General features: G+C 67.5%; 14 protein-coding genes and 1 tRNA gene. 7 read left to right on the top strand and 8 right to left on the bottom strand.

All coding sequences use genetic code 11. The annotated features are described in order from the left end of the window. Window positions 1-10 precede the first annotated feature (10 nt). From ABZY89_RS01810 to ABZY89_RS01795, 4 genes are read right to left on the bottom strand one after another with little or no spacing between them, the layout of a single operon-like run. Window positions 11-1,117 (bottom strand): ATP-dependent DNA ligase, encoded by a 1,107-nt coding sequence (locus tag ABZY89_RS01810; RefSeq protein WP_355224174.1) that lies wholly within the window; start codon window positions 1,115-1,117, stop codon window positions 11-13. Window positions 1,118-1,159: 42 nt separating this feature from the next. After that, window positions 1,160-2,515 (bottom strand): dipeptidase, encoded by a 1,356-nt coding sequence (locus ABZY89_RS01805; RefSeq protein ID WP_355224173.1) that lies wholly within the window; start codon window positions 2,513-2,515, stop codon window positions 1,160-1,162. Window positions 2,516-2,518: 3 nt separating this feature from the next. Continuing rightward, window positions 2,519-2,965, bottom strand: coding sequence for a hypothetical protein (locus ABZY89_RS01800; protein ID WP_355224171.1), 447 nt, complete (start codon window positions 2,963-2,965; stop codon window positions 2,519-2,521). Beyond that, the gene (locus ABZY89_RS01795) at window positions 2,962-4,446 is read right to left on the bottom strand and encodes an APC family permease (RefSeq protein WP_355224169.1); all 1,485 of its coding nucleotides are present in this window, start codon (window positions 4,444-4,446) and stop codon (window positions 2,962-2,964) included. Before ABZY89_RS01795 ends, ABZY89_RS01800 begins: the two co-directional genes overlap by 4 nt. 141 nt (window positions 4,447-4,587) lie before the next feature. Between ABZY89_RS01795 and ABZY89_RS01790 the strand changes: the two genes are divergently transcribed. After that, the gene (locus ABZY89_RS01790) at window positions 4,588-5,718 is read left to right on the top strand and encodes an aminopeptidase P family protein (RefSeq protein WP_355224167.1); all 1,131 of its coding nucleotides are present in this window, start codon (window positions 4,588-4,590) and stop codon (window positions 5,716-5,718) included. A gap of 27 nt (window positions 5,719-5,745) precedes the next feature. Here the strand turns inward: ABZY89_RS01790 and ABZY89_RS01785 are convergent, their stop codons facing one another. Then, window positions 5,746-6,267 (bottom strand): helix-turn-helix domain-containing protein, encoded by a 522-nt coding sequence (locus ABZY89_RS01785; RefSeq protein ID WP_355224165.1) that lies wholly within the window; start codon window positions 6,265-6,267, stop codon window positions 5,746-5,748. A gap of 61 nt (window positions 6,268-6,328) precedes the next feature. On the opposite strand from ABZY89_RS01785, the gene ABZY89_RS01780 reads away from it, so the two are divergent. The 3 genes from ABZY89_RS01780 to ABZY89_RS01770 are packed head-to-tail and all read left to right on the top strand — an operon-like array spanning window position 6,329 to window position 8,258. Continuing rightward, window positions 6,329-6,694, top strand: coding sequence for a hypothetical protein (locus ABZY89_RS01780; RefSeq protein WP_355224163.1), 366 nt, complete (start codon window positions 6,329-6,331; stop codon window positions 6,692-6,694). Beyond that, window positions 6,691-7,464 (top strand): ATP-binding cassette domain-containing protein, encoded by a 774-nt coding sequence (locus tag ABZY89_RS01775; RefSeq protein ID WP_355224161.1) that lies wholly within the window; start codon window positions 6,691-6,693, stop codon window positions 7,462-7,464. The genes ABZY89_RS01780 and ABZY89_RS01775 overlap by 4 nt, the downstream gene beginning before the upstream one ends. Then, window positions 7,452-8,258: an ABC transporter permease gene (locus tag ABZY89_RS01770; RefSeq protein WP_355224159.1), complete on the top strand. Its 807-nt coding sequence runs from the start codon at window positions 7,452-7,454 to the stop codon at window positions 8,256-8,258. The genes ABZY89_RS01775 and ABZY89_RS01770 overlap by 13 nt, the downstream gene beginning before the upstream one ends. A 34-nt stretch (window positions 8,259-8,292) precedes the next feature. Here the strand turns inward: ABZY89_RS01770 and ABZY89_RS01765 are convergent, their stop codons facing one another. Continuing rightward, window positions 8,293-8,856: a DUF1269 domain-containing protein gene (locus ABZY89_RS01765; RefSeq protein WP_355224158.1), complete on the bottom strand. Its 564-nt coding sequence runs from the start codon at window positions 8,854-8,856 to the stop codon at window positions 8,293-8,295. Window positions 8,857-8,956: 100 nt separating this feature from the next. After that, window positions 8,957-9,220, bottom strand: coding sequence for a GlsB/YeaQ/YmgE family stress response membrane protein (locus ABZY89_RS01760; RefSeq protein ID WP_355224156.1), 264 nt, complete (start codon window positions 9,218-9,220; stop codon window positions 8,957-8,959). Window positions 9,221-9,696: 476 nt separating this feature from the next. Here ABZY89_RS01760 and ABZY89_RS01755 point away from each other — a divergent pair, with 476 nt between their 5' ends. The 3 genes from ABZY89_RS01755 to ABZY89_RS01745 all read left to right on the top strand — a co-directional run bounded on the left by ABZY89_RS01755 (window position 9,697) and on the right by ABZY89_RS01745 (window position 12,566). Beyond that, on the top strand, window positions 9,697-10,992 hold the full coding sequence (locus ABZY89_RS01755; protein ID WP_355224154.1) for a DUF222 domain-containing protein: 1,296 nt from the start codon (window positions 9,697-9,699) through the stop codon (window positions 10,990-10,992). An 89-nt stretch (window positions 10,993-11,081) separates the two neighbouring features. Next, a tRNA-Gln gene (locus tag ABZY89_RS01750) sits at window positions 11,082-11,160 on the top strand. A gap of 458 nt (window positions 11,161-11,618) precedes the next feature. Beyond that, window positions 11,619-12,566, top strand: a complete 948-nt coding sequence (locus ABZY89_RS01745; RefSeq protein WP_355224152.1) for an alpha/beta hydrolase — start codon at window positions 11,619-11,621, stop codon at window positions 12,564-12,566. Window positions 12,567-12,573: 7 nt separating this feature from the next. Here the strand turns inward: ABZY89_RS01745 and ABZY89_RS01740 are convergent, their stop codons facing one another. Further along, window positions 12,574-13,356 (bottom strand): alpha/beta hydrolase, encoded by a 783-nt coding sequence (locus ABZY89_RS01740; protein WP_355224150.1) that lies wholly within the window; start codon window positions 13,354-13,356, stop codon window positions 12,574-12,576. Window positions 13,357-13,420: the final 64 nt, after the last annotated feature.

The following is a 13,420-nucleotide window of genomic DNA, read 5'->3' as shown; positions in this document are numbered from 1 at the left end:
GGCTCCGACCCTAGCCGGATTTAGACGCTCCTCCGAGCACTTCGGACAGCTCGTACGCCACGGGTTCCTCGAGCTGCTCATAGCCGCACGACTCCGGGTCACGGTCGGGGCGCCAGCGCTTGAACTGGGCGGTGTGCCGGAACCGGCGTCCCTCCATGTGGTCATAGCCCACCTCGAGCACCCGCTCCGGGCGCAGCGGGGTGAAGGACAGGTCCTTCCCCTGCGACCAGCGGCTCTGGGTGCCGGGGACCCGGTCGGGGTTGGCGGTCAGCCACTCGCTCCAGCGGCCCCACGGGTGGTCCTCGATCGGGACGACGAGCTCCTGCAGTTCCTGCCACAGCTCGGCGCGTCGCGCGGCGGTGAAGGACGCCGAGACCCCGATGTGCTGCAGCTCCGGCTGGCCGTCCTCCCCGGGGGCGTACAGACCCAGCAGCAGGCTCCCGAGCAGCGGGTTCTCCGGTGTGGAGGTCTTGTGCTCGCGGTAGCCGGCCACGACCACGTCAGCCGTACGCGAGTGCTTGACCTTCAGCATCGTCCGCTTGTCGGGGACGTAAGGGGCGTCCAGCGGCTTGGCCATCACCCCGTCCAGCCCGGCGCCCTCGAACCGGGTGAACCAGTCCTGAGCGACCTCGGGATCGGTCGTCGTCGTGCACAGATGGACGTTGTCCGAGGCCACCTTGGCGAAGACGTCCTCCAGCGCCGCCCGCCGCTCCGTCAGCGGTTCGTCGAGGAACGACCTCTCGCCCAGCGCGAGCAGATCGAAGGCCGCGTACGCAGCAGGCGTCTCCTCCGCCAGCAGGCTGATCCGCGACGCCGCCGGGTGGATCCGCTGCTGCAGCACCTCGAACTCCAACCGGTCCCCGATCGCCACGAAGATCTCCCCGTCGAGCACGATCTTCTCCGGCAGCGCCTTCCGCAGCGCCTCGGCCACCTCGGGGAAGTAGCGAGTCAGCGGCTTGGTGTTCCGCGACGCCAGCTCCACCTCGTCCCCGTCCTTGAACACGATGCACCGGAACCCGTCCCACTTCGGCTCGAACGCATAGCCACCGTCGGTCGGCACGCCCTTCGCGGGCTTCGCGAGCATCGGCAGGATCGGCGGCATCACAGGAAGGTCCACGTCGCTCAGCCTAAGGGCGCCGCGCGAAATTGAGATGAGGATTCAGGTCGGTGAAGTCGTCATGGCGGCGTAGCGCTGCAGGAACAGCGCCTCGGTCAGTGCCATGGACGAGATCTCGCGCGGATCCACGCTCTCGTTCGGCGCGTGGATCAACGCCTGCGGCTCCTCCACGCCCATCAGGATGATCTCGGCGTCGGGGTAGGTGTCGGTGAACACGTTGCACAACGGGATCGAGCCGCCCTGGCCCAGGCTCGCCATCGGCTTCTCGTAGGCCTCGAGCATCGCCTTGCCCATTGCCTGGTAGGCCGGTCCGTCGGTGGTGGCCCGGAACGGCGAGCCGGTGGCTTCCACCTCGATGGTGACGTGGACACCCCAGGGCGCGGTCAGGCGGAGGTGTGCTTCGAGGGCATTCTGTGCCACGTCCGGCGCGAGCCCGGGTGGGATGCGGAGGTTCAGCCGGGCCGCGGCCTTCGGCACGATCGCCGCCGCCGAGCCGACCACGGGTGGGCAGTCGATGCCGAGCACCGTGACCGCGGGCCGGGCCCACAACATGTCCGAGACCGAGCCGTCACCGATCAGCTGCACCCCGTCAAGCAGCCCGGCGTCGCTGCGGAACTGCTCGGGCGGGTACGGCTGGCCTTCCCAGCGTCGGGTGTTGTCGAGCCCCTCGACGGTGGTGTTGCCGGCTGCGTCCCGCAGGCTGGCCAGCATCGCGATCAGGGCGGCGAGGGCGTCCGGAGCCGCACCGCCGAACATGCCGGAGTGCACCTCCGAGGCCAGCGCCTCGACCGATACGACCACGTTGACCATGCCACGCAGGCTGACGGTCGCCGCCGGCTGGCCGACGGCCGCGTTTCCGGTGTCGCAGACCAGGATCGTGTCGGCGCGGAGCAGATCCGCGTTGTCGACCACGAACGCCTCCAGCCCCCCGGTGCCCTGCTCCTCGGACCCTTCCACGACCAGCTTGAGGTTCACCGGTACGTCCCGTCCCAAGGCCCGGAGCGCCAGGAGGTGCATGAGGATGTTGCCCTTGCAGTCCGCCGTCCCGCGGCCGTACCAGCGCCCGTCCTTCTCGACCAGCTCGAACGGCGGTGTCTGCCAGGCGGCGTCGTCGAGCGGTGGTTGCACGTCGTAGTGGGCGTACAGCAGCACCGTGGGCGCATCCGGTCGTGTGCACCGGCGAGAGCCCACGACGGCGTTGCTGCCGTCCGCGGTCTCCGCCAGCCGGGCATCGTCGAATCCGAGAGCCGCGAAGTGGTCGAGCACCCACTGCGCAGCGCAGTGGCACTCCTCGGGCGGGAACTGGCGCGGGTCGGCGACCGACTTGATGGCGACCAGCTCGGCCAGCTCCGCCCGCGCCTGGGGCATGAGCTCGGTGATGCGGCTCCTCAGATCCATCTCCTACTCACCCGCCACGTCATCGGTCTCGAGGTCGTCGACGAACTCGTTGAAGTCGTCCAGCTCGTCGGGGCAGTAGATCTCGATGATCAGCTTCTGGCCCTGGAAGACCCGGCTGTCGGCGACCACAGGGCGCGCCCCGGGGCCGGTCGCCCCGTTCGAGAGCTGCGAGAGCAGGATGGCGCGACTCAGCGCGTCGTTCGGGTTCTCGCAGGTCGCTCCGCCGTCCTCGCCGAGGACCCGCACGATCTGGTCTCTGTCCGGGGTGCGAGCGCCCGCGTCCTCGAGGGCCGCGATCAGCTCGTCGGCCTTCTCCTCGGCGTTGCGGGTCTCCCGGGCCGAGTTGAAGGCGAGCAGACCGGCAACGACGAGGACGCCGAGGACGACCAGGGCGGTGATGTAGATCCAGCTGCGTTCGCGCTTGCTCTCTGTCTCCGTCGGGGTGCTCATGACGGGGTCACCTCCTGCGGGTCAGGCTGCTTCCACGACGGCTTGCGGAACCGGTAGAACAGGAACGGCACGAGGAGTCCGAGTCCGAGTGCGCCGCCGCCGACGATGGCGAAGTAGAGACCGGAGTTTCCGGCCGAGAACTGCGATGGCGGGATGAAGCCGACGAGCAGGGCGGCGAGGGAGGCCGCGAAGCCGATTCCGCACATCCCGACCAGCATGGGTGCGCGATACCCGCGCGGATGGTCCGGGTGTTTCCGGCGTAGCTGGATCGCCGCCACGAACATCAGCAGGTACATGATCAGGTAGACCTGGGTGGTGATGACGGAGAAGACCCAGTACGCGCTGGACACGTCCGGGATCAGTGCGTACGCCAGGCCGATCACGGTGGTGACCAGCCCCTGGACGACCAGGATGTTCTGCTGGACACCGTTCTTGTTGAGCTTCTGCAGGAAGGGCGGGAGGTAACCCTCTTGGCGTGAGATCAGCAGCAGGCCCTTCGAGGGCCCCGCCAGCCAGGTCAGCATGCCGCCGAGGGAGGCGGTGACCAGCATGATGCCCACGATCGGGGTCAGCCACTGCCAGCCGAAGTTCGCGAAGACCGCGTCGAAGGCCTGCATCACACCAGCGGTGAGGGACAGCTCCTCAGCGGGCACGATCCAGCTGATCGCCAGCGCCGGGAGGATGAAGATCGCGAGGACCAGGCCCATGGCCAGGAACATCGACTTCGGGAACTCCTTGCCCGGGTTCTTCAGCGAGGACACGTGAACCGCGTTCATCTCCATCCCGGAATAGGAGAGGAAGTTGTTGACGATGAGGACGAGGCTCGAGAGCCCGGCCCACACCGGGAAGATGTTCTCGGAGGTCATCGGTGCCGCGGACTCGTTGCCCTGCCCGAGGAAGACGATGCCGAGAAGGATCAGCACGACGCCGGGGATCAGGGTTCCGATGATCAGGCCGCCGCTGGCGAGACCCGCAACTCCCTTGGTGCCACGTGAGGAGATCCAGACACCGGACCAGTACACGACGATGATCACGCACGCGGTCCACACCCCGCTGCTGGCCAGCTCCGGATTGAACACGTACGCGAGGGTGCTCGCCACGAACCCCAGCAGACTCGGGTAGTAGAAGATCGTCATGGCGAACTGGCACCACACCGCCAGGAAGCCCATCGGCTTGGAGATCCCCTCCGAGACCCACTTGTAGATGCCGCCTTCCCACCCTGATGCGAGCTCCGCGGAGACCAGTGAGGTCGGCAGCAGGAACACGATGGCGGGGAGCAGGTACAAGAACACGCAGGCCAGGCCGTAGACCGCCATCGTCGGCGCCGCCCGCAGGCTGGCTACCGAGCTCGTGGTCATCATCGCCAGCGCCACCCACGAGATCCAGGCGGTAGGCGGAATCTTGGCTCGCGTCGCCAGGTCCGCTGCTGCGTCCCCTGCGCTCATGGTGACCACCGCAGCGGGGCGGGGCTCCTGCGACATCTGGACATCCTCATCACTCCTTGCGAAAAGCGACGGCAGCTGATGGCTCAGATTAGGAATGACGCTCGCGCGGCTGGATCATCCTGAACGGATGATTCGTGCCTGGGCCTCTGTGGTTATCGTCCCTACCAGGAGGACACGATGACCACGACGCAGTCACCAGTGCCGATCACGTACGAGGACTACGCGGCCCGGATGGCCCGTGCCGTCGCCGACGCGACTGAGGCGGGGCTGGACGGGCTCCTCGTGACACCCGGCCCTGACCTGGTGTGGCTCACCGGGTACCAGCCCACCGCCATCACCGAGAGGTTGACGGTGCTCGTGCTCGCTCCCGGCCAGCAGCCGACGCTGCTGGTGCCGACTCTGGAGCGGCCGGACGCCGAGAGTGCCATGGGCGCACCAGGCCTCTCGATCGTCGACTGGGTCGACGGCGAGGATCCGTTCGCGCGCGCCAGCACCTTGATCCCCGCCCACGCAACGATGGGAATCGCCGACTCCGCCTGGGCGATGCATCTGCTCGGGCTGCAGGACGCGTTGCCCGAATCCTCCTACCGGTCGCTGACGCAGGCCCTCCCGATGCTGCGAGCGGTGAAGGACTCCAAGGAGCTCGCTCGGCTGGCAGCTGCCGGGGCCGCCGCGGACGCGGCCTACGAGCAGATCCTCGGAGTCAGGTTCGCCGGCCGGAAGGAGACGGACGTGGCCGCCGACCTGGCCCGCCTGCTTCGAGAGTTCGGGCACGAGCAGGTCGACTTCACGGTGGTCGGCTCAGGCCCCAACGGCGCCAACCCTCACCACGAGGCCGGCGACCGCACCATCGAGGTCGGCGATGCGATCGTCCTCGACTTCGGCGGGCTGATGCACGGCTACGGCTCGGACACCAGCCGCACGGTCTGTGTGGGCGAACCGTCCGCTCTGGTCCGCGAGGTCCACGAGGTCGTCCGCGCGGCGCAGCAGGCAGGAGTCGAAGCGGTACGCCCAGGCGTTGCCTGCCAGGAGATCGACCGGGCCGCTCGAGAGGTGATCACGGACGCGGGGTACGGCGAGCGGTTCATCCATCGCACCGGGCACGGCATCGGCACCACGACGCACGAACCGCCGTACATGATCGAGGGCGAGGAGCAGCCGCTGGTGCCCGGGATGTGCTTCTCCGTCGAGCCCGGGATCTACCTCCCCGGGGAGTTCGGCGTCCGCATCGAGGACATCGTCACGGTCACCGAAGCGGGCGGCAGGCGTCTGAACAACACCGAGCGTGACCTGAGGGTCGTCAGCTGAGGCCTGGTGTCACTGGGACGTACTGCACTACTCGGTGGGCAGGAGCGCGGTAGACAGCATGACCCGCTGCTTCCCGGCCGCCTCGCCGGCGTACGGGGCGATGAGCTCGTTGAATCCTTGCTGGATCCGCGCGAGGTCTTCCTCGTCGACGTACAGCGCGCCGGTGCCGAACCCGAGGTGGCTGCGGGTGACCTCGCCGAGCGCGAGTGAACCCTCGAACGTACGAAGCAGCTCGCCGATGAACGCGAGGAAGCCGGCTCGGATCTGCTCGTCGGAGAGTGTCGCCAGCTCGGCCTGCTCGACGTGAGCCATCCGCTCGCCCAGCGTGTAGGTGCGCTCGGTCGTGCCCCGCACCCGCCGCTCCGACGCCACCGCGAGGAAGCCGGCCTCGACGAGGGTGGCGACGTGTCGGTACAGCGTTGCCTGGGGGACATCGGTCAACAGTTCCCGGAGCTGGGCGGTGGTCAGGTCGCGACCACCCACCGCCTGCAGAACCCGCAGCCGTACGGGGTGCGCGACGACCTCGGAGATATTGCCTTGCGACGGCATGTGACTCCCATTATTATCATTCTTAGAATGTTCCTGATCTGATCATATTCTAGGAGATGAGATGACCACTCTCAACGTCCAAGACGGCCTGCTCACGCTCACCTTTCCCGGCTGGGAGCGGCTGATGGCGGGCCGCGGGAGCTACTCCGTCGCCATCAGCGCCGTCGACTCGGTGGAGGTGCTGCCGGACTGGAGCTCGGAGGTCTTGGGCTGGCGTATCGGTCTGGTGATCTCCGGTCTACGCAAGCTGGGCACCTTTCGACACCCCGATGGCACCCGCAGGCTGGTCTCGATGACGCGTGGGCTGCCTCTGCTGCGGATCCGGTTGCGCGACCGGGAGGTCGGTGCTGGCTTCGACGAGCTGCTGGTCAGCGCTCCGGAGGCCGCCGAGCTGGCGTCGGAGCTCGATGCTCTGGCTCGGCCATGAGCGCGGCTGCGGCTGTGGGTGTAACGGCGGAGGGGAGCGGGGTGCTGTCCGGCCCGACTCTGAAGACCGAGGGTCTGGCCAAGTCCTTCGGGCCGGTGCCGGCGCTCACCCGGGTCGATCTGGTCGCCCGGCCCGGACGGGTGACCGGCTTCATCGGGCCGAACGGCGCGGGCAAGAGCACGACCTTGCGCATCCTCACCGGACTTGCCCGTGCGGATCAGGGGACGGCGACGATCGATGAGGTGCCCTACACCGCGTTGAGCTGTCCGTCCCGAGTGCTGGGCGTCGTCGGCGACCTGGCCGGCGCCCATCCGGGGATGACCGCTCGCGGGCACCTGCAGACTCAGGCCGCCCTGATCGGTGTACCCGGCGACCGGGTCGAGCAAGTGCTCGAGGAGACCGGCCTGCGCTCGGTGTCGCGTCGACGAGTACGCGGCTTCTCGACCGGGATGCGCCAGCGGCTGGCGTTGGCGACGGCCCTGTTGGGGCAGCCATCCGGGCTGATCCTCGACGAGCCGACCAACGGGCTGGACCCCTCGGGCATCGTCTGGCTGCGACGTCTTGTGCGAGCCTTCGCCGATGCCGGTGGGACGGTGCTGGTTTCCAGTCATGTGCTCACCGAGCTGCAGCAGGTCATCGACGATCTGGTGCTCATCGAGGGTGGCCGCACGCTCTGGTCCGGTTCCTTGAGCGACTTCACCGGTGACCACGCCTCACTCGAGGAGGCCTACCTGAGCATGATCGAGGAGGAGATGGCATGCGACAGCTGAAGAACACGATCCGAGGTGAGGTCGTGCGGCTGACCAGGACGCGGCTGCCCCTGTGGACGCTGGTGGCTGCGGTGGCGTGCGGTGGCCTGCTCACCGGTCTCATCGCCCTGACCGGGCCGGAGAACGCCACTCCGCCGATGCCTGGGTTGGACACAGCCGCAGGCGTGTCCGGAGTCTTGAGTCTCCTTGGCGTCGCCCTCTTCGTGCCTGCGCTGATCGGCACTGTGGCGATCACTGGCGAATACCGGCATCGGACCGTAGCCAACACCTTCCTCGCGGTGCCGAAGCGCGGCCGGGTGCTGGTGGCCAAGCTGATCGCCTACGGGGGTCTCGGTCTGGCGTACGGGGTGGTCCTGGCGCTCTCCGCGATCGCCGGGATCTACGCAGGGACCTCAGCGCACGGGATCGAGCCGGGGCTCGGGCTCGACGCCATTCTCGGCACCACGGCGAGGTACGGCGCCGCCGCAGCCATCTACATGCTGCTGGGCGTCGGCATCGGAGCCGTCGCGCGGCACCAGCTGCTCGCGATCGGGATCACGCTGGGCTACTTCTACTTCATGGAGAACCTGATGATGATTCTCCCTGGAGTCAACATCGTCTATCCCTTCCTTCCCGGTGGAGCCACCGCCGCGCTCACCGGGTCGACCGAGCTGTTGGAGATGATCGCCGCCGAGGCGGGCGTGAGTGGACCCGTCGTCCAGGCGCCGTTGACAGGCGCGCTCGTGCTCCTCGGCTACGCCCTGGCCTCCTCGGTGCTGGCCGCTGCCGTATCCCTGCGTCGCGACGTCGCCTGAGCCTGTTCGAGGTCGGACGCTCGCCGTCAGGGGCTCAGGCGTGGCCGCCCTGGACTTCCTTGGCGGCGGCCTTGATGTCGTCCGCCTCGACCTTCTCGAGGGTGGACTCGACGATGGTCTCCGCCCGCTCGAGGGCCTTGCGGATCTTGATCTCGCCGGGGTCGGAAACCAGGGCGAGCAGGCCGGAGTGCCCTGGTGTGATCGCATTCTCGAGCTTCTGCTCGAGCTCGCGGTTGTGGTGGCGCTGCCGCAGCTTTCCGACGAAGGCTCCGGCCCCGCCTGCCACTGCGGCGCTGCCGATGATCGACGGTGGGAAGATCACGCCGAGCGCGATGCCGCCGACGACGCCCCACTTGAGTCCTGACTTCGTGCTGTGGTCGGTCGCCTTCTGGATCTCCAGCTTGCCCTCGGCCGAGCGCCTGACCACGATGACGCCCTCGATCTCGACGCTGCGGCCGTTCTCGACCGACTTGAGCGCCTCGTACGCCTCCCACGCCATGTCCGTGTCACTGAAGTCCGCGATGATGAGGGTGTACGCGCCGTCGGACACGGAGGCCGCGTTCACCTCGACGTCGGGGTTGGTGGTCTCGTCTGCCATGACATCCGCTCCTAGGTGGTTGAGGTTCCACTCTCGAACGGTCATGGGTCGGCGGCATCACCCGTAGCGGGTGGGGTGTGCCGCTAGGACGAGCCGATGATCACTGGCCCTGACGCGACCGGCGCCAGTACCCCCACGCCCACGTGAGAAGCAGCGCTCCCAGGATCGACCCGATCAGCCCGGTCGGGTGGAGATCGAGGCCGTTGCCGGTCGCGAGGCTGAGCCCCAGGCCACCGACGAAGGAGCCCAGGAGGCCCGTCACCGCCGCGGTGGTCCAATCGATGTCCTTCATCGATCGACCGAGAACGAGTTGTGCCACGCCGCCTGCCACGATGCCGAACAGGATGATCGCGATGATGAGCATATTGGCAACCTACCGCATCCAAACGCTCTCTATCCGGCGTTGAACCACACTGCTCGATGGGTCAGGCGCTGCTGACTGACAAGTGCTGGTCGAGCCGCCTTGCTCGCTGGTCGAGCCGCCTTGCTCGCTGGTCGAGCCGCTGGAGCCGCTAGGCGGAGGCGTGTCGAGACCAACACGGTCCGCTTCTTCGGGAAAGCTCGCTTGGCGGCTGTACTTCGTTTCAGGGTTCGCCGCCGACCCTTGATTTGAGTGTTTCTCGATCGTGCGCCGCGTCAAGGACGGGCTTCGCCCGCCGGCTTCGCCGGCCGCTTCGCGGTCCTTGACCCGGCACCCGATCGAGAAAGATTTCGCCTGTATCGGGGCGGCGGCGAGAGAGTGGCGCGGTGCTCAGGTGTCTTGTTCGCTGACTGCGTAACTGTCATCTGAACACCACAAATAGGTCGCGTCTGGGTACTCGATCGCATATAATAAGGCGCATGTACGAGACCATCGACCACCTCCTCGCTGGGCCGCCTTCGGGCGCGTCCGAGGCTGAGCTGGTTGACTGGATCGCTGGTCTCGAAGCGGTCAAGTGCACTGCTGAGGCGGTCCAAGCCGAAGCGGCGGTACGCCTCGACGAAGCCGTCCGGGCACGCCAGGCCGAGGCCGGGGTGCCTGCCCGCAGGCTGGGCGAAGGGGTCGCCTCGCAGATCGCGCTGGCTCGGCGGGTCTCGCCCGAGAAGGGCGCCAAGCTGCTCGGCCTGGCAAAGATCCTGACCGCAGAGATGCCGCACACCTTCGCGCTGATGAAGGCGGGTCTGTTCTCCCAGTGGCAGGCCACCATCCTCGCCCGTGAAACCGCCTGTCTGTCGTTGGGCGATCGTCGGGTCATCGACTACGAACTCTGCGCCATGGGTTCGGGCGGCGAGCCTGCCAAGGCGGTGTCGATGGGGCTACGGCAGCTCGAGAACGCCGCCAAGAAGGTCGCGATCACCCTCGACCAAGCCTCCGTCGTCGCCCGAGCCGCCAACGCCGTGAAAGACCGCCGCGTCAGCCTCCGGCCGGCCCCGGACACGATGACGTGGTTGGGTGCCCTGCTCCCGGTCAAGGACGGCGTCGCGGTCTTCGCCGCACTGGACCAGGCGGCCAAGGCTGCCCACGCAGCCGGCGATGAACGCACGCGCGGTCAGGTCATGGCCGACACGCTCGTCGACCGGATCACCGGCCGCAGCACGACCGGCTCGAAGCCTCGGATCGAGGTCAAGATCGTGATGACCGCAGACACGCTCGCCAGCGACGCGGATCAGCCCGCCATGGTCGAGGGCTACGGACCCGTCCCCGCCGCCTGGGCTCGTGAAGCACTCAACTATGCCGAGGTGTTCGTCCGTCGCCTGTTCACCGACCCCGCCGGGCGGCTGGTCGCGATGGAATCCCGATCACGCAAGGCACCCGACGGGCTGGCGGAGTTCATCGCCACCCGGGACGGCGGGATCTGCCGCACCAACGGCTGCGACGCCCCGATCCGCAACATCGACCACATCCAACGCCACGCAGATGGCGGTACCACCAGCGCCGAGAACCTGCAGGGCCTGTGCGAAAGGTGCAACCAGGCCAAGGAAGCCCTCGGCTGGCAGGCCAGACCAGGACCCGACGGCAGCATCATCACCACCACCCCCACGGGCCATACCTACACGAGCCCACCACCCGACACCTGGGCACAACCGCCGCCAACCTGGTCCCGAGCAGAGTTCGGGCTGCGCGACGTACTTCTCGACCACGATCTCGCCGCGTGACCCCCGCCCAACCTCGACCGGCATGCAGTGTCAGTGCGCGCGGTGGGTGCGCTGCCGTCTACAGTTGTCCCGTGCGTTTCGACGTACGTTCCCCGGTTGGTCTGCCGGCAGGGCCCGCCTGACTTTGAATCAGGACTAGCGACGTAGGTTCGACTCCTACCCGGGGAGCAGAAGCGGCCCGAGGTCATCTGACCTCGGGCGGTTGAGCAGTAGCTATGCGCTTGGCATGCAGGTAGGACTCACCGCAGGTCGAACCATGCGGATCCTGTCCACGGCACGACCTGCGCGCCAAGCCCCCGGTCCTCGTCGCTGCCCCACGCTTGCGGCGAGAACCCCTTGGTCGCCCACGGCCTTCAAGCCGCGGACAGGATCCGCATGACACGTCAACGTCTGCTCGCTCGCCGGGGTTATGCATCTGGTTCCATACGTTTTAGCGAATGTGCGGACTTCGCTTTGCGTTCACCCGATGTGCGCCAACAATTCGATAATCCAGCCCAGTCAATGTTCGCTTGCGCTGCTCTCAATCTGTGAAGCATTGAGGACGGTTCCTGTCCGCGATGGCTTCTACGGTCACATCAACCGATCGTCACACCGCGCGCATCGGCATGTCGCTGGAAGGACAACGTATGTCAGAACCCCTCGCCTTTCCCGAGCCGAGCATGATCGCCGTCAACGGCATCGAGCTCGAAGTCTTCGAGGCGGGACAGGAGAACGCCGGCAATCCCATCGTCCTCTGCCACGGCTGGCCGGAGCTGGCTTTCTCGTGGCGACACCAGATGGAGGCGCTCGCCGCCGCCGGTTATCACGTCATCGCTCCCAACCAGCGTGGCTACGGCAACTCGTCCCGCCCCGCCGAGGTCTCCGACTACGACATCGTGCATCTCTCCGGCGACCTCGTCGGTCTCCTGGATCACTTCGGATACGAGGACGCCACGTTCGTGGGCCACGACTGGGGCGCGAACGTGGTGTGGAGTGCTGCCGTCCTGCATCCCACTCGGGTGAACAAGGTGATCGCGCTCAGCGTGCCGTACATGGAACGCGGTGAGGTGCCGCCCGTCGCGTTCATCGAGTCGATCGTCGGCAGCGACTCGTACTTCGTCCACTTCAACCGCCAGCCCGGGGTGGCCGATGCTGTGTTCGACGCGAACGCCCGCCGTTTCCTGTGCAACCTGTACCGCAAGAACGAGGGCGCGGCCGAGCCGGAGCCGGGCATGCCGCTCCTCAACCTCGCCCACGCCGATACGCCACGTGGAGAGCCTGTGATGAGCGACGAGGAGCTGGCGGTGTTCATCGACGCATTCGAGGCATCGGGCTTCACGTCGAGCGTGAACTGGTACCGCAACGTGGACCGCAACTGGGAGCTGATGGAGGACGTCGACCCGATCGTCCGCCAGCAAGCGCTGATGATCTACGGCGCACGTGACACGGTCATGAGGGCGCCGAACCTCGAGGCGTTCGTGCCGCGCGTCGACGTCGTGGAGCTGAACTGCGGCCACTGGATCCAGCAGGAGCTGCCGCAGGAGACCACCCGCCTGATTCTCGAATGGCTCCAGCGAGGAGCATCTCGAGTGTGAGTGCGGCTCACGCAGCGTGGCGGCGGAGGAACTCGCGGAGGATGTCGTTGAACGCCTGCGGAGCCTCGAGGTTGCTGACGTGGCCGCAGTCGGGGATGACGGCGAGGCCGGCGCCTTGGATCTGGCGCTCGAACTCGTTTGCAACTGCCAGGGGTGACCGCGCGTCGAGGGCGCCCCAGATGAGCTGGGTGGGGACCTGGATCGTCCCGAGCACGTCGGTCAGATCGGCGTCGGCCATCGCGGTCAGGGCGGTCAGCATGCTGTGGCGGCGTACGTCGGCCGCCATCGCCTCCAGCAGGGGGACGAACTCCGGCGGCGGAGGGCCGGCGAAGAGGCCTGGGAGGGTCGGGTCGAAGCTGTCTGACGGCTGGTTGAGCAGGCCCGCTAGACGGGCGTCGGCCTCGTCGGGGCCGAGGGAGCCGCGCCAGCCGGCGTAGCCGTCGGCGAGCACCAGGCTTCGCGTCACATCAGGGTGGCGTCGGTAGAGCTCGAGGATGACGGTGACGCCCCAGGAGAGCCCGACGAGGGTGCACGGAGAGATGTCCAGGGCTCGGATCAGCCCGCCAAGGTGGTCTGCGTAGTCGCTCAGCACGAAACCCTCGGGCACGTCGTCGGAGCTGCCGGCGCCCGGTTCGTCCCACGCGATGACGGTGAACTCGTCCGAGAGGGCCTCGAGCTGTGGTGTCCACGCGCGGCCGTCCTCGGCGCCGCCGTGGACGAAGACGACCGCGGGACCGTTCCCGGCTCGCCGGTAGGCGATACGCAACCCGTCGATCTCGACGACATCCATGAAACCGAAGGTAGCGCGCTCCGGGTTCAGGTAGGGGATCCCCCGATGCTCTCGCCGCGCCGAG

The sequence above is a fragment of the Nocardioides sp. NPDC006303 genome (assembly GCF_040613175.1).
Lineage (GTDB): Bacteria > Actinomycetota > Actinomycetes > Propionibacteriales > Nocardioidaceae > Nocardioides.
Note: the sequence above shows the minus strand (reverse complement) of the source record. Positions and strands in the feature narration are given on the sequence as shown.